Genomic DNA, 22,377 nt, shown 5'->3' on the forward strand with positions numbered 1-22,377 from the left:
GGTTAGAAAACACACTAATGAAGCCGAAATAGGCTGCTTAATTGGGAAAAAGGAGAATTGCTAGCTCTACGCTATCTCTATTGCTTTAAAAAAAGGGACAGCATCATGCGCCTAAATCGCTTTCTAGCTCTGGGGTTCGCCTCAATTAGCCTAGTGTCTTTCGCAAAAACGGTCACGATCACAGGTACTATCAAAACCGTTATGCCAAAGTTCGAAGTGACGTTACCCGAGACAATCTATCGCAGTGTCAAGGAATACGAGATACTTGGGCGACAAACCCCTGGGAGTAACGAGGGGTGCGAACTCACGACGGATCTAGAGCTTGCGAAAACCTCGACGGTCGAACAGCTTTATTGTTACTTTGAATGGACAAATTCATCGGCTACAAATGGAACAGGATGGTCGCAAGACCTGTTTGACTTGGAAGGGCGCGCACTACTCGCTGCAGGTGAGTATTCACATGATTACACGATATCCTTCTTTTCCGGTTCAAACCACGAGAAAGTGATCATCGATACAGGAACCCTTGATTACACCGTCGTTGAGCCTGAACCCCCTCTCGTAACCAATGTCACTACCATAACTAATGACCGCGACATTAGTGGATACACACCAATAACTCACGACAGAAACGAACGGTTCAAAAACGTGCGTGTCGAAGTCGAACCACGACCATACGACCAGCTAATTCAAATCCCTGTTCTCAGCGATCGGGCTTGTACGGTGCCAGAAGGACAAACAAGTTGTAACCTAGCAGGGATAAACATCAGTATCTCCTCGGGTGCCACGGAACTGGTCGGAACCATGCCGGTGGGATTCAAAGTTAGCGACAAGTACGCGACGTTCAGCAACAACAAAACCATCTCTTTCGCGTGGGACTTTCGCCCTCCAGTCATAGAGCAATATGCCTTCAATGCGCGAGGTCAAGATGCTTCTGTCAGCCACCCAACCGTGCTTGATGTGGATGGCACTCCTGTTACGGTTGAAAATAATGAGGCAGTGGTTGTTATAAGCTCACCACACAGCGTCAACCAATCAGACTTTTGGTGGTTGCCAGCCAGTCTATCGCTAGACATAACCCCAGACGAACAACACGCTCAAGATGTATCGTACATAACACTTAATGGCGAAAACATTAGTAGCCTCTTCAGAACCAGTCTTTCGTACTACACAGACTCAACGCTATCGTCACACGGCACTCCAGAACGTATTGGTGACAAATACGTGTATCGATTTAACGTCGCTAGCATTAAAGACGGCATCTATCGCGGGGAGATTAGCGCGAGTGATGTGTTCGACAATGGATCATCTATTGAACATGAAAACACCCTTATCGACCGCTTGGATCCTGAGATCCACCTCTTTAACATTGACGATAAGTTCACAAATGGCGACCCCGTATTCTTTCTTGAGCACCTCGTACTTACAATACAAGATGAGACATCCAACAATAATGTCATCACCTCTGTAAAACTTGATGGCCAAGAAATAGAACACAAAGGTGATTTCACCATGGCTAGAGCCATTCAGGACGGCATTAGCCTAGAAGCACGTACAGTCCACGACCTCACCATTGCAGGTACAGACGGAAATGGGAATACAGTCGAGCGTACCTTTACACTTAACTTCCTTCCACTCGATTTCCGCTACTCTGATGTAGAAAATCAAAAGTTCGCTTTAGTGCAAAACCAAGGGATCACTTTTAAACAAAGTACCGGAAATCGCTGCACTATGTTCAAATCTGAAATCGAGGCCGTCACAGCAATCCGAGAGCATGGGCAGTTGCACTGCTCCGTAGAATGGCTGGAAACACCTATCGGTCTTGAGTCTGCATGGGATACATCCGAGCCAGTATTGATTGGCGCTTTCGCGACTGATGGCGATGCATATATTAGTGCGAGAATTTGGTTGCACGATAAGTTCGGTAGGAAGAACTTAGTCAAAAATGACGATGTCACATTACTCGTTGCAGCGCCTCCATCACCCGAAATTCTCTTTGATGAGAAGGAGCAGTTTGCACACAATCGGTACGCTGTTGAACCTGGCGAGTCGAAAGTAACACGATATCGAGTCAGGTCAGCATCATCGCCGATCACTGTAACTCTCAAGCGCGATGGTAAAGTGCTCAACTCAAACGTGGTCAGACAATCACCAAGATACACGTATCATAATGTCGCTTACACTGTCATGGACACTGAGAAAGCCTATAACCGTAAGCTTTGGGATGAGAACACTTATACCGTCGAAGTACGATATTCATTAATGCCCAATATTTCTGTCGAAAACTCGGCATACAGCTATGCCGTACCATCTAAGCGCATCCGAATGAGACTAGAGTCTGGAGTAAAAGAATTGTCTACGGCTGATGAACTTACGCTGGATTCAGCATTTGGCCTTTACGACACCTTTTACCGCCAGATCCGCTACAAAGCCAGTGATATGGGTGACTGGGATGTTCAAGTGGTAGCCGAGAACAAAGATCGCAGCATTTCACCTCTCACTGATTGGCAGAGTGTTGCATCAGATGGAAACACCCCATTTACCATTGATTGGGCACCTGAAAGCATTGGGCAGACTCGTTACTTTGCACAAGCCAGATTGAAATCACCAAACCCTGACTACGAACATATTGTCCGCTCCAACAAGTCCACAGTACAGGTACTCAAAGGAACGGCAATCGAAGGCCAGTTAAAAACCATGCGTATTTCTGGTCCTGCGCCATTGTCGACCATGATCCAGTACGTGCACGCCTCTAGGGAAGACAAAGATGCGGCAGAAGAAGTGACGTGGTACATCAGTGACGATAATGCCCAAACATGGCAAGAGTATCCCGAGAAAGGAAAACGATTCATGTACCGTGCCGAAACTGAGGGAGTTTGGTGGGTTCAAGCGAAAGTAAAAAACAGGTTCACTGGTATTGAGTCCTCTACAGATAGGGTGCAAGTGATGAGTTATGGTGTGCCTGATCTAGAGATTGACGGTGCAACCAACGTTATCGAAGGTCTGACAGAAGAATATACACTGTACGATCACGGAAGCATTGCTGACTTATCAAGTCTTGTTGTTCAATGGTCAACCGATGGTGGTGCAACTTATGCTGATGGTAGTGCCTCGCTTATCCATACCGTTGAAGGGCTGGGTACCAATAAAATAGCTGCGCGTGCCGCCTATATTGGCTTTGAAAGCAACCCGAATGCTTGGCAACATGTAGCGCTTGGTGTCCGAGGTCAGCCACCACGACCAGTACGAACTCGAATTCTCGGCGAGAAAGAAACTGAGGTTGGTCTGCCTATCTCTCTCGCAGCGAAAGTATCTGCGCCTTACTCTCGAATGAACGCCCCTATCGTTACGGAATGGATAGCTCCTGACGGTACCCGGTTCAATGGTGATGACTTTGTTTTCAACCCAACAGAAACAGATCTAGAGTGGGCAGACTTTCATGACGTTACCTTAACGGCTTGGATTGATGGAGCGAAAGAGCAAACATACGCTGAATACAAACATCGTGTACAAGTATGGGCATATGAGTTCCCAGAGTTCACTTTGGCGTACAGACAGCGTATCAAGGTAGCGCCTTCAGAATTTGAAGTCTGGTTAAGACGACCAATTGGCAGTAACTTGCATGAAAACTTCAAGTTCGACTGGAACGGTCAAGGCAAAGTCGAGCTCACACGAGATCTTGGATACAAGGCTAGGTTTACCGCGAAAAAACCCGGCTTATATCCAATTACAGTTACCGTAGAGGATGACCGCGGCAACTACCAAGATTTTATTGAGTACATCGAAGTGCTAGAGCCAGAGCCGATGAGCATTGAATTGCTAGAACGATTCTCCAATAAGTACCAACGTGCGCCTCTTGATGTAACCATGCGCCCGATTATACGTGGCGGCCACCCGACAGACAGAGCAGCTGACTATCGCTGGTATCTCAATAGTGAACTGATTGAAGAAGAAACTCGAAGTACAGCCAAGATTGAAGGGCTTCAAGCAGGTGTCCATGATATCAAGTTCGAAGTTGTCACTCGATATGGTCAAGAAGAATCATTCACACAACGGATTGAAGTAGTACCAAACACGCCACCACTTTGCACTATTAACTATTCCATGTTCTCTAAATCAGCCAGAATCGAAGCGGATTGTGAAGACGTGGATGGCAGAATTGCTAGGTATCATTGGACAGTGGATGGTGTAGAGCGTCGAAATATAGGTAAGCGTATTACTGAATATCGTGACTACGGGGCTCAAGCAGTGGTCACACTCGTTGCAGAAGATGACTCCGGTGACACTGCGACTGACACTATTACCGTGCTTTGGCCTACTCAATAGCAATCAATTAAACACCTATCAAATTTAAAGCGGCTCATTTGGGTCGCTTAACTTCTTTCTACCCTTTTTACGAACACTACACTAGCAAGACAGCCTAGAGGAGATCTGCATGATCAGACCAATTATTGTGCTAGTTGTTAGCGTGAGTGTCGCTGGAGCGGTATGGAGTCAATCACCACTACCAATGACCAAGACGAACAGTAAGACCATTGAGTTGACCAGGAACGAAGGTAAGGTGAGTTTTTCAACTGGAAGGAACGTTCGTTATTCATTGATGAGCAAGCAAGTTGGAATCGATACCCTATATGCCATCAGAGATAGCACTATGGCTTTCGACCGCATCGATAAAAGAGACTGGGCATTTATGGCATCAGTGGTCGAAAAACCATCCATTGCTGTGACCAACAAGCACCTTTTCGTCGCAGGAGCTAGTTACAACGTGCTCAGATACCTTCAGATCCCCAAAAAAGCACAGCGCTACCATGGTAAACAGTACTGGAACTCTAAACGCTGCGAACTAGGAGGCGCAACCTACGAATTCCTGGGGTTAACCTCCAAGAACGATACTGCAATTGGAATAGGTACCATAAAGCAAGACCGCCATGTATTTATCGTTGAAACACCGCTAGATGCTGGTGGAACTTGTCGTTACCACAATACAAAGCTGGAATACCAAGCGGATTTGAACTCAGAGATCATAGGAGACTACGACGATGCCCTCTTGATTGCAATACAGGGAAAGGTAGTAACGGTGAAACTAAAGAGTGGTTAAGTATTTCAACTTGTACAAGGGAGAGCAATCGCCAACACTTGTAAGCGGAAGATCGAACAAATAGATCAACATCACACATGTATTCCGTGCAAACACGGATTTTATGTGTGAACAAAGATAAAACACGGATAATGTGTGTGATTAAAGAAGAAAAATGGCATTTAGGAGTACCGCTCAAACTTGTCGATAAGAAAAACACGGGAAAAGTGTAGGGCAAATAAAAAAAACACGGATTATTTGTGTGAGATAGAGATATCTCACGGATAAAGGGTGTTATCAAGTAATCTAACACGGGTAATGTGTAATAGAACACGGATTAGTTGTGTGAGTTACACGGATAAACTGATCAATAGAAAGTGTTTAGCAATGTATCCCGCTGACGTTGATTACGAACAGTGGGTGAGCGAAGGGCATAGACGGTTATTTTGCGTGCTGATTATGTATAAAAAAAACCCAAATGTAGAGGTGCTCGTGCCTGCGGCGGTGCGCGGAAAAACTGTAATGCTTGGAGAATAAACAAGGATTATCTGTATGACTAAGACAAGAAAACAAAGAGATAGCGCTATTGGCCATCGTCAAAACACGGAAAATATGATCAATAAAGCCATTTTCTAAAGAATCCAGCAGATATGATGGTATTGATTGCCGTTACTAACACGGATTAAATGATCAATAGTATCGCTATATTGCGTTGAAATGGTGTACACAGTATGATCGAAAACGGTGCCATCGAGAATAAATGCGTTTTTAAACAATAACATATAGTTTTATCAACAATGAAACACCAGCCTGTCGGCACATACCTCGTGATCGAAACTCGACACGGATATTATGTGATAGTACACGGATTAAATGATCAATTAATTCACTGACAAAACTCAACTGGTCACCAATTAAACAATTTTGCTGTATTAGATATAGGCGCCCTGCCCTGTCCCTGTCAGAACGAACCCTTCGCCAGAAGGAACTGAATCTACAACTATCTCGGTGTCTACTTCCGTGACCGATGACGACTGGAATTGTGTGATGCGACACGGATAACGTGTAATAAACACGGATTCTGTGTAATAGAACACGGATTTCTTGTAATGAAACACGGATTTCTTGTGATCACAACACGGATTACCTGTTATACTTCCTCTCAATAGGAACACCATTGAGAAGAGACCATGGGCAACAAGGTCAATACAACAAAAAAACATACACTTCCAAAACAGTTCAAAAAAGCTCACAAGCTTGTTTTCTCCCAACAAGACCTCACTCAGCGTGAGGCAGACCTATTTGCGCTCATGATTGCGCACATGAAGCCTGAGGACTGGGATAACAACAATACGCCGACGTATGAGTTTACCTCTACTCAGCTTGCTCGCTGGCTAAGTATTGAGCCTAAAGACTTAGCAAAGACTCTAAAGCCTGTTGCCGACCGACTCACTAAGAAAAACATAGGTGTCCTTGTAGAAGACGAAACGAAAGCTATTCAGGAGTTTGATTTCATTTCTATCTTCAAGCGTGTCACATACAAAGACAGACTCCTTACTATGAAGCCAAACGACGAGCTCAAAGAGGCTTATATTGAATACAACAACAGCTACGCTCTGATCACTACGCAAAGCTTCCTCAGTCTAAAGAAAGAGTACGCCAAGCGTCTTTACGAGATACTCTCTCGCTTCAAGGGCGGCGGTACGTATCTACAAACCTTTGAAATAGAAGATTTAAAAGGGCTATTTGGCCTTCATGATGCCAGTGGAAAAATAAAGTCCGGCAAGAGCTCTTTCGCTAACAATAGCGTCTTTATTGACCGCTGTATCAAAGCTAGCATTAAAGGGATCAAAGAAGACTCAGAGACCAACCGCGAGATCATGTTCTTCGATTCTAAAGATGGTAAGACGCACGGGTATGAAGTGTATCGTGAGGGTCGCAAGCTCTCCAAAATCAAGTTCCTCTACCGTTGGGTAGAGAAAGAAGCGCCGGCGCACAATATCAACCTCGAAGATATGAAGCAGATCATTTCAACTCTGGAGCTAAAGCGCAAAGATGGTATCGAATTGAACATAGAGGAGCTTAAGAACCTCGCTCACTGCTACGCATCGCTCGGTGAAAATGAACGTGCAGGCAAAATTAAGCTAGCAATAAAACGCAGAGAGAAAGAAGAAGAGCAACGTGTGGAAATGGCACGTTCAATAGAAAGCTTTATAAACGAGATCAACAACATAGCAGTTGATGATGACTACTAACAAAAACAAAGAGATAGCGCACTTATTCACAGTTAAAAATCTGGCTATAATTTTATCCAAGTCAAACGGTCAACAAACACGGATAAAGTGTGTGATTAAATCGAGCTAGATGATCAGCGAACACGGATATACAGATCAATTCGAAGGATAGAGAGATCAACGATTCGGATAGAATGATCATAAGTTCGGACAAAGAGATCAAACCTACGGAAAATGTGTATCCAAAAACGCTAAATACTGTTTTAAAACAAAAAGTTAGGAGGATGCATAGATCTTATAGATCTACATAGTCTCAATACATTTAATAGTTATATTTATAGTTTCCTATAGTACCAGTAGATAACTATTAACTGACAAAAAATGTTAAATGAGTCCTATCGTATCATCGGAAGCTTATCAATGACTTCATGAAATCCTGTGCTTGAGTAGATACCACACATCGTTTTGATTTGATCAAGTACGGTCATACTGTCTAGATGTGGATGATTACGGCAATACTGGCTAAGTGCCTTTAGACCAATTTCAAGCGCATCAGGCAAACATACAGGTACTGACTTATACGCCTCGTTTGGATTCGGTGCAGAATCCTTTGGTTGACCAAGAGTAATGAACAGATGCGTCGTCTGGTGCTCCACAATGAAATATTTACGTTTGTCGTTAAACATTCCATGATTTGAAAACTTAATTTTGGTCAGGAGACCAAAACACACTCCAATAAACAATGGAAGTTCGTTACGAGTCAGTCGCAGCATTACACTTTCATGCCATTTGTAAGAGCGACTCTGTCCACTGCAAATTGAAGCCGCTTCGAGTCGAATAGTATGAAAAACAGCCCTGTTACCTTCTCTATCAACAAGGTGCTTTTCTGAATCTTTCATGTGTTCGACACATTTGATATCAAGTGCGGCCTTAGACCCATGCACTTTATAACTGTGCGCTCCAATTACTGTATCCTCTCGCGATGATTCATCATTGGCGGGTTGCTGTCGATGGTCTGCATTAACAGAAGTGCTTTTGAAGCTCCTTGTATTCGTCGGCACCGCCACATCGGTCACAGGTTCTGAAGCTGCTGGCTGCGCAGATACATTTGTACTCTGTGAAGAACTGGCGTTTCGACGTGGCCTTAGAGGTTGCTGCATGTGCCCTCCCCCACCTTGACTATTTACATTGGGATTAGCTTGAGATTCAACACGAGTTGGATCTGGACGTAGTGGTGTATTCATCACAATTTACTCCTGACTTATAGGCTGCCAACCCAGTTTACTCCCGCTATGAAATCAAAAAGTCCGTCTGCTGCGCATTCAATACGCCATTTGGGTCGCTTAATCAGGAAATGAGCTACATAAAGACGTCACACTAACACCTACGTTCATCAATGAGTCGAGAAGCATGAAACTACAGTTCACAATGAGTTTCGTCCTAGCAGCTGGTGTATTCCTGACAATCGTTATCTATCTGACACAGCGATTTGAAGTCAAAGTAACGGCATCAGCAATTGGATGTCTTCCTATTAGTTATGCAGTGATAGATAAAAACAACACTGAGCCTGTTAGAGAGCAACTGGTGTCAGTTCTTGCTTCCAATGCTGAACCACTATTTGCCGATGGTACTAACTTTCTAAAACTGGTTGCTGGGGTACCTGGAGACAGAGTTGTAGTGACTACAAAACAAGTGATCGTATCGAACCAACACTATTCACGTGAATACAACATCGATGCATCTCGCATGCTCAGTTACTTAAAGTGGCCCCCTAAGAACATCGAACGTGACTTCACTGTTCAAGAAGGCGAGCTGTTTCTAATAGGCACCCTACCGCAAAGTTTTGATAGTCGTTATTGGGGAACTGCCAAAGAGACAAATTTGATGGGGGTTGGTTATGCGATTTTTTAGTAGCCTGACATGTCTTTTAATTGCAACTCAAGTGATGGCTAATCTCACCGAGCAAGATCTCAATAGCATTCAAGAAAGTAAGTCGCAAATATCGCAAGCTATGGAAGGTAAATCGAATATAGAAACGCAAGCGTTATTAGATCGCTCAAAAGAGATCTTGAATTCTGACAAGATGCGAAATGAGCTTATTGAATTAAAATCGCAGGCTCAGGAAATTAACGATCAGATGCTTGCGGAGAATCACAACCTTCTTCGAATCGACAATGATGGGCAGTCATACATTGACTTCGAGCACTTAGAAAGCTTGCTTGGTTCAGAAGCTCGCTCCAAAGCAGAGGATGCACTAGCACCCTTTACACACTCTCCTACCCCCCTTGAGCAAAGTCTTAAGGCTGATGTAAGCAGAGGAACACCCAATCAAACACAGTCCTCCACTTTGTGGATTTTTGTCTCCTCCTCTATGAGCGAGCTTCAGCTAAAAAAAGCGTATGAAATGGCAGCGGAATGGGGTGCTCGAGTCATGTACAAAGGGCTAATTCCTGGTCATGACAATCTAAACAGCATGATTAAGTACGTAGCGACTGAGCAACTTAAACTTAATGAAATCAAGAAGAAAATTGAACAGGGAAGCACTCCATTCACGTCTATACCTGCTGAAACCAAAGGAGCGATCTATCTAAACCCCCTGCCGTTTGATTCTTTCAATATCGACAGAGTTCCTGCACTTGTTTGGGAAACCAATCGCCCTACCGGGGAGAGTTTCACGGCCAAAGTATACGGATTAATCAATCCAAGTTACCTCATGGATAAAGCGGAACAAGCAATGCTAAAGGGGAACGAGTCGTCGCTGTTCCTTGGGGAGCTCGGTACTGTCGGAAAGATTGTGGAAAGGCACTGGATTGAGGAAGTTGCGGAAAGAACGGAACGAATTGACTGGGAAAAAGCACAAGAAGAAGCCGTTCAACGTCATTGGCGCATCCGAACCTATATCGATCTCCCCTCTACAGATGTAGATAAGACGTTTCTATTTGACCCTTCAAAGGTTGTGGCAAGAGATGTAAAAGCTGTCGACGGTACCGTACTTGCTCGTTCTGGCGAAAAGTACAACCCCATGCAACACATGCCAATGCATATGACCATTTACGTCTTTAATCCGAATGACACTGAAGAGATGGAGTTTGTTCGCCATTTAGTCATTTCTGAGTCTTTGGGTGAAATAATCCTCATGGCTACGACGTTAGACCCTGAGAGAGGCAAGGAACAACTCAAAGAAATAAACAATTACTTCAAAATACCGATACGTCTTCTTACTGCCGACGTAAGAGACAGATTTGGAATTCAAGTTACACCTACCAAGTTGCAGACAACTGATTACGCGCGAATGAGGATCCAAGAGTATTCGAGGAGCACCGTTCGTTCGACCAATCAATTCAATCGTATACAACAGTCAACAAAATCGGAGTAAGGTATGAAAACGATATTAATTTTAGTCGCAGGAATGATGATAGGTGTATGGTTAGCCGATTCTCATCCAGACTACGCTGACTACTTGCGATATATAACAAGCTTCGTTACTGAAAAGGCATCTGAGGTTGGAGCGGCAAGCCGATGATTCTCTTTAGAGCTTGTCTAATCGGCTGTATTGCGTTTTGTAGTGTCGTCTTCGCGTCATCGGCTACTGCCAATGATGGCGCTAGAAGCGCAGTGGCCGGAGACATGTGTCCGGATGCCAATGTACTGGCCGGAATTATCGACCAAGTATGTTGGTCCTGCTTGTTGCCGGTGAAAATCGCTGGTTTGGGTGATAGCCCCGAGGGTTCAGCGTCATCGAGTCCGTTTTGCGCATGCTTTGATGAGGATCTTGGTCTTCCCGAAGTTGGCATGCCAATTGGTTTTTTTCAGCCAGCTCGAATTGTGAGTTTCAGCGCAACGCCGTACTGCATGCCATCATTTGGTTCTAGATTAAGTGACGATGTCACTTCTCTGGGCAATGCAGGGACGGCAGATACACAATCTGTTGATGATAAGTCTTTCTTTCACTATAAGTATTGGACTTATCCGCTAATGTCGATGATTCAGATGTTTACGAATGCCGACTGCAATAACACGTCTGCTACGACTCTCGATTTAATGTACTTCTCAGAAGTCGACCCACTATACAACTCAGATATGCTTGCTTTCCTTATGGCGCCTGAAAGCATTGTGTTCGCGAACGCAGTCGCACAGTCAATTTGCACCGCAGACTGCGCAACACTTATGGCTGGTGGAGAGATAGAACAGAACTTTTTTTGTGCTGGTTGTGCAGGAAATCTGTACCCACTAACCGGAACGTCGACTACCTCTGACGACGACATGGTTCGGAATACGGAACTGCTCACTACTCGCTTATTGGCGACCCTACATCGGAGGGGCCAGGCTTGGCTGACGATGGGTAATCACATGGTTAGCGGAAGTTGTGAAGTGCAGTATGCCCCTACCCTACCAAAGACGCAGTACAGAAGTAGCATGCTTTTTCCAGTGCCCGAAGCGCAGAATACGCAGGTCAGTTTCGTAGATGGCGCAAACAGTAGTGTTGGTAGTGTTAATGAAGGCAATAGCGTTCAAGTTCCAAATTACCAAGATAACCGAGAAGTCTTTGATCAGAAGTGTTGCCACAAACTTGGGGAAACGACTTGGAAATGGGGATTGAATCGCACAAGACCAGGCAATGATGCCTTTGTATATCTATTGTACCAATGGAACGATTGTTGTCTTCGGTAGCGTTGCACTAAATTTTGGTCGCTTAATTTGACGCTGCCATTACATGAAAAACTAGGATTGTTGATGACGACTTTCACGCTAGAGGAAGAAATGATGAAAGCGAGTAAATGGTACACAGATAAGAAACTTCGCTATGGTGTCATTGCAGGCGTTTTCGCGTTTGCAACATACCACTTTTCGATACAGACAAATGACGATACTGGCTTCATTCAGCTCAAGCAAAAGTGCCAAGCACATGAATTCGAAGCCTGTGACGCGATGTTTGAAAGATATACCAAACTGAGAGCAGCAAGTAGGGTTCCAGGTATGCAAGATAGCGAACTCATTCAACTGCATAAAACGCTGGCGGTACAGGGGTACGATTACAGTATTGATGAGCTTACTGGCGGGCTGTTTCGTACACTACCAAGCGGCAAGTATGTAATAAATGAAAAAATCGACCTTTTGGACATCATGCTTAAGTAGTGCGCCCTAACTTCTTTGTGGGTCAATTGGTTCAAAAATGGCTCTCACTCTGGACTTAACGTTAGAGCGAAGATTTGAGACACATGGTGCGCTGGTATCAAACAACTCAGCGAGCTCCAGAGATGTATAAAACTTGTCTAGTAGACCCGCATCATTCAAATAGATGACTTTTTCTTTTGGTGGCATAGCATTAAATGCGTGCTCTACTTGCTTGCACGCTCTAATTACGTCAATAGATAGGTCATACATAGGAGACTCATGTCCGGTTTCTTCATGTTGTTCGGTCTCTGACTTAAACATACTAGACTGTTTGTATCCAAGCTTCATCAAGCTAGTTTTTTTGGCAACCAAAGATGTATATAAGTAGTGTTCTAGTGCTTTACCAAAACATGGCTTGTACTTCTGAATTTTAGAATGCAGCATTAAATATCCTTCGCTTTGCAATTCATTGAAACTCAGTTCACCGTCGGAGTAACTCCTGAGCGTCACATAACTTGTCTGTTGGTTAATCGTATTCAACTGCTTTGCAATGGAGTTTAGTGTGGTTACTGCTGCAACTAATAGGTGTCGCTGAACGGATTCTGTTGGTATCAGAGTAAAAACAAAAAACGGTGTTGGATCTAATTCGATAAGATCTTCAATCGTTCTGCAGCGCAAAACGCGAGACTGTATCTCATCAAGCGTCCAGCATTTGTTAAGCGCTTGCTTGGCAATGTTCGGAAATTGAATGCGCGCTTTAGCACTCGACAGAATGCTTAACTTTCTAGAAGCTTTTTTCAACGCTACGTAGCTCTCTTGATAGAGCTGTTCAATCAATTCATGGTTCATGTCTGTCGATCCTTTTCATCTCGCTACAGACTCACAGTAACCCTACCCCACTAGATTGAAGTCCCTAAGTAGGGCTTTTTGGCTGCTTAATTGGATTTTATCAATCTCTAACTCGCTAGGCTTCTAACAGGCAATCGAAGTTAGGATGCAGTTATGGCGCGATATTTCTTGGATACAAACGTACTTATTTCCAATCCACATGCATTGATGAACTTTCAGGAACATCACGTTTACATTTCGATGAGGGTGACGAAAGAACTCGATGGGTTGAAAGGTTCAACTCGTTCATGTGCGGTAGACGCTAGACATGCCATTAGGGTGATTGAGTCAATCATTAAAGATGCCTCACATGAGGGTATTCAATCAGGTATTAATCTTCCCAATGGATACGATGGAAAACTCTCTATTGTACCTGATGCAATTCTATCCGATGACTCTCGTGCGGATGATGTCATTATTGCAACGGTGCTTGAGCAACAAGAAAAGCTTGGCGACATAGTACTCGTCACCAATGACATCCATATGCGATTGCAGGCCAAGGCTTCAGGAGTGGAACAGGTTGAAAGTTTCCGTACTGATAATATCGAATCGGAAGAGGTCATTGAAGGTAAAGGGTATTTGAAGCTCAGCGGAGATATCTGGGATTACTTTGAGTCAACCTCGACAATACATGCTGATTTGGAACAGGTATATGACGTATGTTTAGACCCTTGCATGCACGATTATCTATCTAGCATCCATCCTGGTATGTACATTTTGGGAGAGAGCGATGCCATTGCAAGGGTGATAGAGTGCGATGGAAAATCGATGAAGTTTGTCCTTAAAAACAAAGTCAGCTTAATGAAAGCTGATGTCTTTGGAATCACTCCACAGTCATTCCAGCAAGCTCTGGCCATTGACGCCCTACTCGACCCAAGCATAGATATCGTGATTATTACCGGCGCTGCTGGCACAGGGAAAACGCTCCTGACTTGCGCAGCTAGCCTAGAGCAATCCTTTAGTACAAAACGATACAGCCAAGTCATCGTCACTCGCTCTGCTGTTGATATTGAGCGTATCGGATACCTTCCCGGAAACGAGAGCGTAAAAATGTCTTCCTATATGGCGGGATTTGAAGACTCACTTGATTTTTTGGTGGAGCAAGATGTGTCTCCCCATAGCTCAAAAAACTACATCAAAGATAAGTGCATGGTGACTTACAAAAGTCTTAACTATCTGCGTGGAGCTTCAATCTCAAACTCATTCATTGTTTGTGATGAGATGCAAAATACTACTCGCAATAAAGCTAAGGCGGTACTCACTCGAGTCTCAAAAGATTCGAAGATGGCGGTTATGGGGAATCTCGACCCTTCGCAAATAGACGATGACTACATTACGCCTATGAACTCAGGTTTGAGCCGAATAGTGGAGATCTACGCACAGTATTCGAATGCCGTACATATTCAACTTGAAGGAACGTTGCGTGGTAGCGTTGCTGAGATCGCTGAAAGGGAGTTGTAGTTTATGTCTCTCTTGTCAGTAAAGATAAACGAAGTGACCAAGTTGGATGATGCTGACATACATTACTTTCAACAAAAGAATCTCGATTTGGATCACTTAGTAAAACTAATGAGTCCCCCTGAACGACTCACAAAAGCAGAGTGGATAGCACTTTTTGAACGACTAGCCCCAAATCGATTTGATGCAAGTTGTGATAGAGAGGCGCTGGTGGATGAGCGTCAAGCGGCTCAACTTTCAATCTTCAGCGCTAAGCAGAAAACGATTCTCGTTATGGTTGCCCAGTTCTATCACGCCATATCAGATGAACAGAAAAAGCTATTTGAGGCTGAACTTCTTACATGTATTACCAATGGGTAAATTGGACTGGTGCTTTGCACTATACAATTTCCCGACCAGTTTTCGCGCTGCCAACGCGAACGCTTTTGAAAGAAAGTGCCACCCCTCTTTTTAAGAGAGATAACAAGGAGGTCATCCAATGAAAGTGAATGACAAACCCATCCAATCAAATCCCAATGAAAGCGTTTTAGTTTGTCTAGAGCGTCACGGTATTAAATTGGATTCATGCTGTAGAGAAGGCATCTGCGGTGATTGCAAAAAACAGTGCACAGGGAAGCCAGAGTACATGTCTGAGCCTCTTGGCTACTTGCAAGAAGGCGAAGTCCTTACCTGCATAGCGCGTGCATCATCAAACATTAATCTGGAGATTAAGGTATGAGTGCAGTATTAATCGTTTATGGACAAGACTCAGAGACCATTAAAAAGGTTCGCGAGTTTCATACCATCAGTCGTCTTGCACCAAGTCTAGATTTGGTCAAGGTAGTCCTTGAGCATGAAGAAGATGATACGCTTGTCCAACTGATAATGTCCTCAGGCCTACAGTTTATAGGTCCAGCAGGTTCACTAGTAACAAGATTCGAAGATTTCGAATCACATAATCGAGTTACTGCTCACTAATCACATCAATCCCAACGAGGGCTACCTATGTCCTCGCGACATAGTTAGATCCAATATGGAGTATTAATTATGTCGTATGAAATTTGCTACCAAACCAAGTGCTTCGTGTCTCCTGCAGACGGTATGCGTCCAGCAGCTGAATCGGTTTTAGGAGACAATTATGAAGCAAGGCTTCTTTCTGATTTCAGCTTATGGGGATTGGAAGACCTTCATTTCGTATATGCAGAGATCGGTTCAAGTAATTGCTTTGACTCTGACAATAAACGCGCCAGGAACTGGCAGCTAATAGCGTGTAGCGACTATCAAACTTGTCTTGAAGAAGTAGGTTTGAAGTGGGCTAAATATGTCAGTCGTGGCTACCTACAACCATCAGGTCGTCGAGGTACACCAGAAGGCTGGATAAAAAAAATCCGTGCGCTTTTGGATGCTAACGACCCAATTTGCGGCCGAGTTCCATTATCTATCGATGTAGTACTAGAAACTCCCACATGCTGGGAGGATAAGCATCGAGTCGATTCTTTTCTGGAAAAACTTAGCTTCATGAATATCGAGAGATGCTCGGTTGGTTGCGGCAATATGAAGCAAATCAAACTAACCCTAAAACCCAAAACCTCATTTGAGCTATGGCTGTTTCAAGCCTACTTAAACCGCGTATTCGGCTATGTGCGGCTCACTGAGCCCTACATCGTAAGCGCATGAGGAAGTAACAAGAGGAGATTGTATGAGCGATATAACAATCGTGCTAGATAACGTTATCTCTCTTGCGAAAGATGAGATCCGTGACTCTAAAGAGCATGTCCGGCTTAACAACCACTTACTCAAGTCCTTCAAGCGCAATCAAGCCATAGTCATAAAAAACCTCGATACGAACGCTTATGTATTACGTTACGTCAGAGGTTCAAATGGACTCAGAGGACTTACCAAATCCACTCTAGCTTGCGACTACGACACAATCATTGAACTCGGAATAACAGATGTTTCTGAAGTTCGTTTGTCTGTTGAAAAAGCGAGCCTGTGGCACATCGTGCATTCACAGTGGAATCATCAAAACGCGGCTATTCGGTTTAATTTTAGAATAGCGATCATTGCATTCGTATTGGGCTTGCTAGCTTTTATCTAGCTTTCACAATTCGATGTACCGTAAGGGAAACTTGTCCCTTACGGGGCAGGTTCCCTTCAAAAAAGGGATTTGCTATGAAAAAGCTTAACCTCTATGAAGATTTCACTCTTCATGAGCGTATTTTAGAGCATTACCTAAAATACCAAGATATAGAACTTACTGCCTACCGCTATAAAGTGAGTGTGGTTTTAGTCCACCAACTGGCACAAGGTGATACCAGATTCTTCAGAGTACATGCTGAGAGCGCGAAACTTAAGAGCGGCAATATTGTGATTACCCCTATTGGCGTGCAGAAGTTTTGTTCTCGATGTGGCGAGTACTATCCATTTGATTCGACTTTTTTTACTTATCGCGAAGACGACCGAGTTTCAAGTCATTGTCGCGTTTGTCGATCAGAGTCAATTAAAGGGATACCGTCACCTAAGGTGATTAACGAGCCAAAAGCTCGATTGGTGGTTGTTAGCGGCAACTTCAACCTTTCTTTAAAACCAAAGAGGTTTTTGTGGTCGTCAGAAACACTGATGCGTTTTTGCAATCAAGTGCCTGGCCTTATTCATACCCATGTACGGATAGGAGATCAGGTAATTGATGTACGTAGAATTATCAATTAGTTAATGAGCTGGCCATCGGTCAGCTCTTTTTTTTTTGTGAAGTTCGTGTGTCTCCTCGCTATAGATAGAGGGTAACTAAGGAGTTTCTATGTCTAATCTCATTCAAAAAGCGAAGCAAATTATAGATAACTGGACTGAGCGCTACCAAACATCAGACGCTCTGATCGAGTTTTTATTTAACTGGGGATATTCTCAAACATGTCTCAATCCCATTGAGGAGCCTCAATTTACTGATAAGCAGTTCAAAAAAGAAAGCGCGATGCTAAGTGAATATCTTCACGAAGCAATGTTGTCGGACGCACCACTTGCCCTCGTTAGTGTGCTGTCAGAGTATGGAATTGATAGTTTTGATTCCCGTGAGGCTTCATTTTCTCAGTATGAGTCTTTTCAGTACATAACAATTGTATTCGATGACTTTGGAAACGGTGAAACACTTTTACAGGTGTTAAGTGATCGACTCTCTTTTGCGCACGAGAACAACGAAAGTGTTGAACTATACATTGAATCAAATTCTCCCATGAACGCTGTTATCTCCTTGATTCAGACTATGTACATCATCGCCTACATAGATCAAAGGTCGGTGGCATCATCTAAGCCGCAAGTTCTTGCCGTGGTGCAAGGAGATCAAGAGTGTGCTATCAGCAAGGCTTATAGTTACATGACTAGAAGTGATGATTTTGAGGACGCTACGAGGCATTAAGCGCATAAGTCGTCTTTTTATGTTTGAGAGGTCAGAATGGAATTGCCGATAACTATGTCAGGGTAGGGCTCCTAGTTGGGGGTAAATACAAACTAAATCCCACTATGACACCGGTGTCAAAAACATTGTTTGGTTAGGTTAGGCCATGGAATGGCAAATGCTTACTTACGAATAATCGTTGACTAAGTTTTCTAACTTTGCAGTTTCAGACAAAATATAGACCTATAAAGTTTATACTATGACACTGGTGTCAAAAAGCGATCTAACAATAATTAGTTTCCGTAAAACATATACTTAAGGTGTTTTTTGGCTTTTACTACGCTTTTGTCATCACAGTACTTAGAAAGGGTCGTGACTTAGGAAATCCCACTATGACACTGGTGTCAAAAACAGAGTTCTTAACTGGAAGGCTTGAAGTTTTGTCTGAGGTAAACATCACCCAGCTGTTTAAGTGGTTACGACCCCAACACTCATGGATGACGCAAATGAACAGAGCAATACATGCGCCTATAGACAGGTATTTTATGTATGTTCAATAAGTGTCCATTCTCTTTGACTCAATACACATAGTTGGCGCGCTGCATAAAAAACAATATTGCAGGGTTAAATGCAAAAAATAGCTCCTCTAATTGCCAAAAATTAAGTAAATCCTGTTCATACTATCCGCCTAGTTGTTTAATTCGAGGATACGTTATGACTGTATTTGATGTTCTAATACCTGCTCTGTACCTGAGCATATCAATCAATGTTTTGCTGGATGTAGTACGCAAACTAGCAAGTAAGAACCATTCTGAATATGCAGTTGCGGCACTAGTAGGATGGGATAGGGTGGCAAAATTCGTTTGTGTCGCTCTAGTCATCGTTAACATAGTCGCTCTGCTTTATTTTAGGGAGCTACATATGTTGAGTGAGTACTGGTTTTCAAATTGATCAGGGGTAGGGTACGTAAGTACAGGCACATTGGATTTAGTGACGCACTTTATTTGTAGCGGCATTAAATCCAATGCAATTGCTAGATAGGCACATAGTTTGCCGGAGTTCTGTCGAGCAAGCTCATTCTCGGTTCCTATTGCACAATAGAAGATATGGGATCCGACGATAACAACCTCGTCCTTGCCCCTTTCCTACTTAGAGTTGTTGCTCTTCACTAAACAAGCACGATCATATTGACCAACATTTTCTAATGTAAGATGGTGATATATTATTGGTTTTATTTAGATTCTTGGGTAGCGTTTTATGAGAAGGAAAGAACAGTTAAAAGTGCTAGCAGCTAATTGCGGTACTACGTCACAATGCCCTTACTGTAACTACGAGCTAGAGAAAGTACCCAAACGTAAAGCAAAGTGTAAATCTTGTAAGAAGCCCATTTACCCAAGAAAAGAGCCATTGTCTGGTGATCAACGCCTCTATCGTGAGGGCGACTTGTTTCTGTTGGAAGAACTGAAAGCGCTAGCAGATGGATGGTGGCATGACTGGTATGAAGCTAATAAGGGCGTATTAACTGCACGTAAAAATTTAGCAAAAGAATGGAATGTTGATGAAGTCAATGTGTCAATTGCAGATGCTAGATGGAGAGAGTCTCATACTAACCTAGCTGAAGCGACCGAAAAGCAAGATTGGGATCTAGTCTATTCGGCCTATGAGTCTATGCTGAGGCAAGTGCAAAGAGAAAAAAGCCAAGACAAAACACCTTTGGAAGAATTGGTAGCTGGGCTTTTGGTCACTGGCTATGGGCGTGAGCGATCTATTAACGGTTACTTATTGGAGCATAGAATCGGTAGACCGCAATACATGTTGATTGACCAGCTAACTACTGAGCCAAGCGAAGTCTATGAATTGGTTAAAGGCACTAATACAGCAAAGACCTATTGTACATTGTTGAATGTGTCATTAGATACGGTGATTAACCGTTACAAAGATGAACTCAAAGAAGATGATGAGATAAGAGATAGTTTAGAACAAAAAGGAACGCCTCCAAGTGCTACAAATATCGCATCCACTTTAAATGTTGCGGAGACGCCACCTAAGGAGTCCAAGAAAAACAATGCCGCTTCAAAGCTACCAATATTGCTCTCATACTGGCAGTAGTAATCGTGATTTTTATGATCACATAATTGACCCATTTCCAGTGAGAGTAGGAATTCATTCACATCCCTCTCATCTGGCTTTTCCATACAAATACTAATAGAAAGCCTCGAAGCATGTTGGCGCATGAAGTCAGGATGATTGACTCACATTTTCCGCACACAAATATCTTTATTGTGACATTTGCTCGGTTACACGAGAGTAGATATTAGTTATCTTATCAGTTTCATATTTAATGAGACGGTAGGGGGCGGTAAATGGAACAAATTTCACTAACTTACATGCTAATAGGAGCTATAGTAATCTTGCTTGTTGTCGGGATTTTTTGGGTAAGAAAGTCTTCAAAGCTGATTCAGAAACTGGCAGTTACAGAAACTCAACTATCAGAGGCTGCAACAACAATCGAAGAGTATAAAGAAAAATACTCTCAGATATTTGATATTGAAGCTGAGTGCGAGCAAATCAAGGATCAGCTGAAAATTGAGAAGAAAGAGATAGAAGAAAAAGCGCGTCAAGCCTTACGCGAAATCGAATCCAAGAGAGACGAGGCAATTACGAAACGTCAATCTGTTGAAGAGCAGATCAGTGAACTTCAGGTCGACTACAAAAGTAAGAAAATCACTTATGACTCTTTAACTACGCAAATCGCCATATTCAGCGAAGATATTGAGCTTATCGAACTCGGATTCTATGAGCCAAAGTTCGATTTTGATGCATCTGAAACATTCAAAGAAGAGATCAAGAAATGTAAAGAGTGCCAGAAAACCTTGTTGAGAGAGAAGTCTTCCCGTGGAGCGATACACTGCTACCGTGAATGGACCGTAGACGGTTCTCGAAGCGAAGGCAAGAAAATGACCAACAAGAGTATTCGTCTCACCGCAAGAGCCTTCAATAACGAATGTGAGGCAGCTATTGCCAACTGTACGTGGAAAAACGTTACAAAGATGGAAGAACGTATAAAGAAAGCGTTCGCCGCAATCAATCAGCTAAATGAACCGAATGCTATATCTATTACAGAGCGTTATCTCAAAGAAAAATTAAAAGAACTCCAATTGACTTACGAATATCGTGAAAAGAAACAACGCGAGAAAGAAGAACAGGCGGAAATCAAAGCACAAATGCGTGAAGAAGCAAGAATAGAGGCAGAGATAAAAAAAGCAGAAGCTGAAGCTATAAAGGAAGAAAAACGTTATCACAAAGCTTTGGATGCTGCGAGAAAAGAGCTTGAAAAAGCTAGTGACGAAATGAAATCAGAACTAGAAAAACAGATTGCACAGTTACAGGCAAACTTAGAGGAAGCAGAGCGCAAGCACCAACGTGCTCAATCAATGGCTGAGCAAACTAAGCAAGGTCATGTTTATATTATTTCTAATATTGGATCGTTTGGGGAAAATGTCTACAAGATAGGCATGACCCGTCGATTAGAACCAATGGATAGAGTGAAAGAGCTTGGAGATGCTTCAGTACCGTTTACCTTTGATGTACATGCAATGATTCATACAGATGATGCTCCAACTCTAGAGAAGAAGCTTCACGATAAGTTTGATACTCACCGATTGAATATGATTAATCGCCGTAAAGAGTTTTTCAGTGTCTCGCTGGAAGAGATCAAGCATGCGGTAAGTGACTTTACCGATCAGTCTGTGGAGTTCATTGAAACAGCTATTGCACAGGACTATTACGAAACACAAGCGATGAACAAACAACGCCTAGCAAGAGAAGGAAAGTTAGAAGGAGAAGAGTTGTCGTCTTCCAGTGCTCTCTCTAAATTTGCTGATGTTTTGTAGAGCGCCTTATAGATTTTACTGAAAGGGGCATACAATACAGTAATTTTGAAATGTCCCACTTCGTGACAGCCTCTTCAATCTGGCATGATTATGCCCCAATATCATTTAGTATAAAAGCTCATTCATAATCCGTTAATATGAATCACCTATACATTTTCTAATCTAAACGCCGGAAGTTTTAATATTGAAAATTTTGATTTGAATAGAACTAGCTAAATTTAGATGCTTCTCGTTGTAACTTAATTAGTGATAACGTGCGATTCTGGCTGTAAGGTTTGATCAAAATAACAAATTTTTAGCAATGTCTAAAATCAAATAAATCAGCCGCTTGCCTTGCATAACCTA

The 22,377-nt window shown here is 43.0% G+C and carries 20 protein-coding genes; 18 read left to right on the top strand and 2 right to left on the bottom strand.

What is annotated here, in order from left to right; all coding sequences use genetic code 11:
- The first annotated feature begins 105 nt into the window (after positions 1-105).
- The 3 genes from AC6I8Y_RS26830 to AC6I8Y_RS26840 all read left to right on the top strand — a co-directional run bounded on the left by AC6I8Y_RS26830 (position 106) and on the right by AC6I8Y_RS26840 (position 7,332).
- A complete protein-coding gene (locus AC6I8Y_RS26830) occupies positions 106-4,326 on the top strand; it encodes an Ig-like domain-containing protein (protein WP_498023252.1) in 4,221 nt (1,406 codons plus the stop codon).
- A gap of 109 nt (positions 4,327-4,435) precedes the next feature.
- Positions 4,436-5,098: a hypothetical protein gene (locus AC6I8Y_RS26835; protein WP_498023253.1), complete on the top strand. Its 663-nt coding sequence runs from the start codon at positions 4,436-4,438 to the stop codon at positions 5,096-5,098.
- Between the two features lie 1,169 nt (positions 5,099-6,267).
- On the top strand, positions 6,268-7,332 hold the full coding sequence (locus AC6I8Y_RS26840; RefSeq protein ID WP_353500407.1) for a replication initiation protein: 1,065 nt from the start codon (positions 6,268-6,270) through the stop codon (positions 7,330-7,332).
- A gap of 374 nt (positions 7,333-7,706) precedes the next feature.
- Here AC6I8Y_RS26840 and AC6I8Y_RS26845 read toward each other — a convergent pair whose 3' ends face one another.
- Positions 7,707-8,558 carry a hypothetical protein gene (locus AC6I8Y_RS26845; protein WP_498023254.1) on the bottom strand — a complete coding sequence of 284 codons (852 nt, stop codon included), beginning with the start codon at positions 8,556-8,558 and terminating at the stop codon, positions 7,707-7,709.
- Between the two features lie 163 nt (positions 8,559-8,721).
- Here AC6I8Y_RS26845 and AC6I8Y_RS26850 point away from each other — a divergent pair, with 163 nt between their 5' ends.
- From AC6I8Y_RS26850 to AC6I8Y_RS26870, 5 genes are all read left to right on the top strand, one after another.
- Complete coding sequence (locus AC6I8Y_RS26850; RefSeq protein ID WP_498023255.1) at positions 8,722-9,222, top strand: S26 family signal peptidase; 501 nt, start codon at positions 8,722-8,724, stop codon at positions 9,220-9,222.
- On the top strand, positions 9,209-10,687 hold the full coding sequence (locus AC6I8Y_RS26855) for a TrbC family F-type conjugative pilus assembly protein (RefSeq protein ID WP_498023256.1): 1,479 nt from the start codon (positions 9,209-9,211) through the stop codon (positions 10,685-10,687). The genes AC6I8Y_RS26850 and AC6I8Y_RS26855 overlap by 14 nt, the downstream gene beginning before the upstream one ends.
- 3 nt (positions 10,688-10,690) lie before the next feature.
- Positions 10,691-10,834: a hypothetical protein gene (locus AC6I8Y_RS26860; protein ID WP_353500411.1), complete on the top strand. Its 144-nt coding sequence runs from the start codon at positions 10,691-10,693 to the stop codon at positions 10,832-10,834.
- Positions 10,831-11,982, top strand: a complete 1,152-nt coding sequence (locus AC6I8Y_RS26865; RefSeq protein ID WP_418643041.1) for a TraU family protein — start codon at positions 10,831-10,833, stop codon at positions 11,980-11,982. Before AC6I8Y_RS26860 ends, AC6I8Y_RS26865 begins: the two co-directional genes overlap by 4 nt.
- Positions 11,983-12,045: 63 nt before the next feature.
- Positions 12,046-12,447 carry a hypothetical protein gene (locus AC6I8Y_RS26870; protein ID WP_353500413.1) on the top strand — a complete coding sequence of 134 codons (402 nt, stop codon included), beginning with the start codon at positions 12,046-12,048 and terminating at the stop codon, positions 12,445-12,447.
- A 6-nt stretch (positions 12,448-12,453) separates the two neighbouring features.
- Here AC6I8Y_RS26870 and AC6I8Y_RS26875 read toward each other — a convergent pair whose 3' ends face one another.
- On the bottom strand, positions 12,454-13,275 hold the full coding sequence (locus AC6I8Y_RS26875; RefSeq protein WP_498023257.1) for a hypothetical protein: 822 nt from the start codon (positions 13,273-13,275) through the stop codon (positions 12,454-12,456).
- A gap of 153 nt (positions 13,276-13,428) precedes the next feature.
- Here AC6I8Y_RS26875 and AC6I8Y_RS26880 point away from each other — a divergent pair, with 153 nt between their 5' ends.
- The 10 genes from AC6I8Y_RS26880 (at position 13,429) to AC6I8Y_RS26925 (ending at position 22,032) form a co-directional block, all read left to right on the top strand.
- Positions 13,429-14,775: a PhoH family protein gene (locus AC6I8Y_RS26880; RefSeq protein ID WP_498023258.1), complete on the top strand. Its 1,347-nt coding sequence runs from the start codon at positions 13,429-13,431 to the stop codon at positions 14,773-14,775.
- A 3-nt stretch (positions 14,776-14,778) separates the two neighbouring features.
- Positions 14,779-15,132: a hypothetical protein gene (locus AC6I8Y_RS26885; protein ID WP_353500416.1), complete on the top strand. Its 354-nt coding sequence runs from the start codon at positions 14,779-14,781 to the stop codon at positions 15,130-15,132.
- Between the two features lie 118 nt (positions 15,133-15,250).
- Entirely contained in the window at positions 15,251-15,490 is a 240-nt protein-coding gene (locus AC6I8Y_RS26890) for a 2Fe-2S iron-sulfur cluster-binding protein (RefSeq protein ID WP_353500417.1), read from the top strand.
- Positions 15,487-15,729, top strand: a complete 243-nt coding sequence (locus AC6I8Y_RS26895) for a hypothetical protein (RefSeq protein ID WP_353500418.1) — start codon at positions 15,487-15,489, stop codon at positions 15,727-15,729. Before AC6I8Y_RS26890 ends, AC6I8Y_RS26895 begins: the two co-directional genes overlap by 4 nt.
- Positions 15,730-15,798: 69 nt before the next feature.
- Complete coding sequence (locus AC6I8Y_RS26900; protein ID WP_498023259.1) at positions 15,799-16,428, top strand: hypothetical protein; 630 nt, start codon at positions 15,799-15,801, stop codon at positions 16,426-16,428.
- A 22-nt stretch (positions 16,429-16,450) separates the two neighbouring features.
- Positions 16,451-16,849 carry a hypothetical protein gene (locus tag AC6I8Y_RS26905; RefSeq protein WP_353500420.1) on the top strand — a complete coding sequence of 133 codons (399 nt, stop codon included), beginning with the start codon at positions 16,451-16,453 and terminating at the stop codon, positions 16,847-16,849.
- Between the two features lie 74 nt (positions 16,850-16,923).
- Positions 16,924-17,460, top strand: a complete 537-nt coding sequence (locus AC6I8Y_RS26910) for a hypothetical protein (protein WP_353500421.1) — start codon at positions 16,924-16,926, stop codon at positions 17,458-17,460.
- A gap of 88 nt (positions 17,461-17,548) precedes the next feature.
- A complete protein-coding gene (locus tag AC6I8Y_RS26915; RefSeq protein WP_498023260.1) occupies positions 17,549-18,160 on the top strand; it encodes a hypothetical protein in 612 nt (203 codons plus the stop codon).
- Between the two features lie 1,236 nt (positions 18,161-19,396).
- Positions 19,397-20,248 carry a hypothetical protein gene (locus AC6I8Y_RS26920; protein WP_498023261.1) on the top strand — a complete coding sequence of 284 codons (852 nt, stop codon included), beginning with the start codon at positions 19,397-19,399 and terminating at the stop codon, positions 20,246-20,248.
- A gap of 254 nt (positions 20,249-20,502) precedes the next feature.
- Entirely contained in the window at positions 20,503-22,032 is a 1,530-nt protein-coding gene (locus AC6I8Y_RS26925) for an SNIPE associated domain-containing protein (RefSeq protein WP_498023262.1), read from the top strand.
- The last annotated feature ends 345 nt before the right edge of the window (positions 22,033-22,377 follow it).

It is taken from the genome of Vibrio sp. KUL78 (assembly GCF_059725505.1).

Coding starts and splice junctions, on each gene's coding strand:
- AC6I8Y_RS26830 (WP_498023252.1), top strand. CDS start 106: ATGCGCCTAAATCGCTTTCTAGCTCTGGGGTTCGCCTCAATTAGCCTA.
- AC6I8Y_RS26835 (WP_498023253.1), top strand. CDS start 4,436: ATGATCAGACCAATTATTGTGCTAGTTGTTAGCGTGAGTGTCGCTGGA.
- AC6I8Y_RS26840 (WP_353500407.1), top strand. CDS start 6,268: ATGGGCAACAAGGTCAATACAACAAAAAAACATACACTTCCAAAACAG.
- AC6I8Y_RS26850 (WP_498023255.1), top strand. CDS start 8,722: ATGAAACTACAGTTCACAATGAGTTTCGTCCTAGCAGCTGGTGTATTC.
- AC6I8Y_RS26855 (WP_498023256.1), top strand. CDS start 9,209: ATGCGATTTTTTAGTAGCCTGACATGTCTTTTAATTGCAACTCAAGTG.
- AC6I8Y_RS26860 (WP_353500411.1), top strand. CDS start 10,691: ATGAAAACGATATTAATTTTAGTCGCAGGAATGATGATAGGTGTATGG.
- AC6I8Y_RS26865 (WP_418643041.1), top strand. CDS start 10,831: ATGATTCTCTTTAGAGCTTGTCTAATCGGCTGTATTGCGTTTTGTAGT.
- AC6I8Y_RS26870 (WP_353500413.1), top strand. CDS start 12,046: ATGACGACTTTCACGCTAGAGGAAGAAATGATGAAAGCGAGTAAATGG.
- AC6I8Y_RS26875 (WP_498023257.1), bottom strand. CDS start 13,275: ATGAACCATGAATTGATTGAACAGCTCTATCAAGAGAGCTACGTAGCG.
- AC6I8Y_RS26880 (WP_498023258.1), top strand. CDS start 13,429: ATGGCGCGATATTTCTTGGATACAAACGTACTTATTTCCAATCCACAT.
- AC6I8Y_RS26885 (WP_353500416.1), top strand. CDS start 14,779: ATGTCTCTCTTGTCAGTAAAGATAAACGAAGTGACCAAGTTGGATGAT.
- AC6I8Y_RS26890 (WP_353500417.1), top strand. CDS start 15,251: ATGAAAGTGAATGACAAACCCATCCAATCAAATCCCAATGAAAGCGTT.
- AC6I8Y_RS26895 (WP_353500418.1), top strand. CDS start 15,487: ATGAGTGCAGTATTAATCGTTTATGGACAAGACTCAGAGACCATTAAA.
- AC6I8Y_RS26900 (WP_498023259.1), top strand. CDS start 15,799: ATGTCGTATGAAATTTGCTACCAAACCAAGTGCTTCGTGTCTCCTGCA.
- AC6I8Y_RS26905 (WP_353500420.1), top strand. CDS start 16,451: ATGAGCGATATAACAATCGTGCTAGATAACGTTATCTCTCTTGCGAAA.
- AC6I8Y_RS26910 (WP_353500421.1), top strand. CDS start 16,924: ATGAAAAAGCTTAACCTCTATGAAGATTTCACTCTTCATGAGCGTATT.
- AC6I8Y_RS26915 (WP_498023260.1), top strand. CDS start 17,549: ATGTCTAATCTCATTCAAAAAGCGAAGCAAATTATAGATAACTGGACT.
- AC6I8Y_RS26920 (WP_498023261.1), top strand. CDS start 19,397: ATGAGAAGGAAAGAACAGTTAAAAGTGCTAGCAGCTAATTGCGGTACT.
- AC6I8Y_RS26925 (WP_498023262.1), top strand. CDS start 20,503: ATGGAACAAATTTCACTAACTTACATGCTAATAGGAGCTATAGTAATC.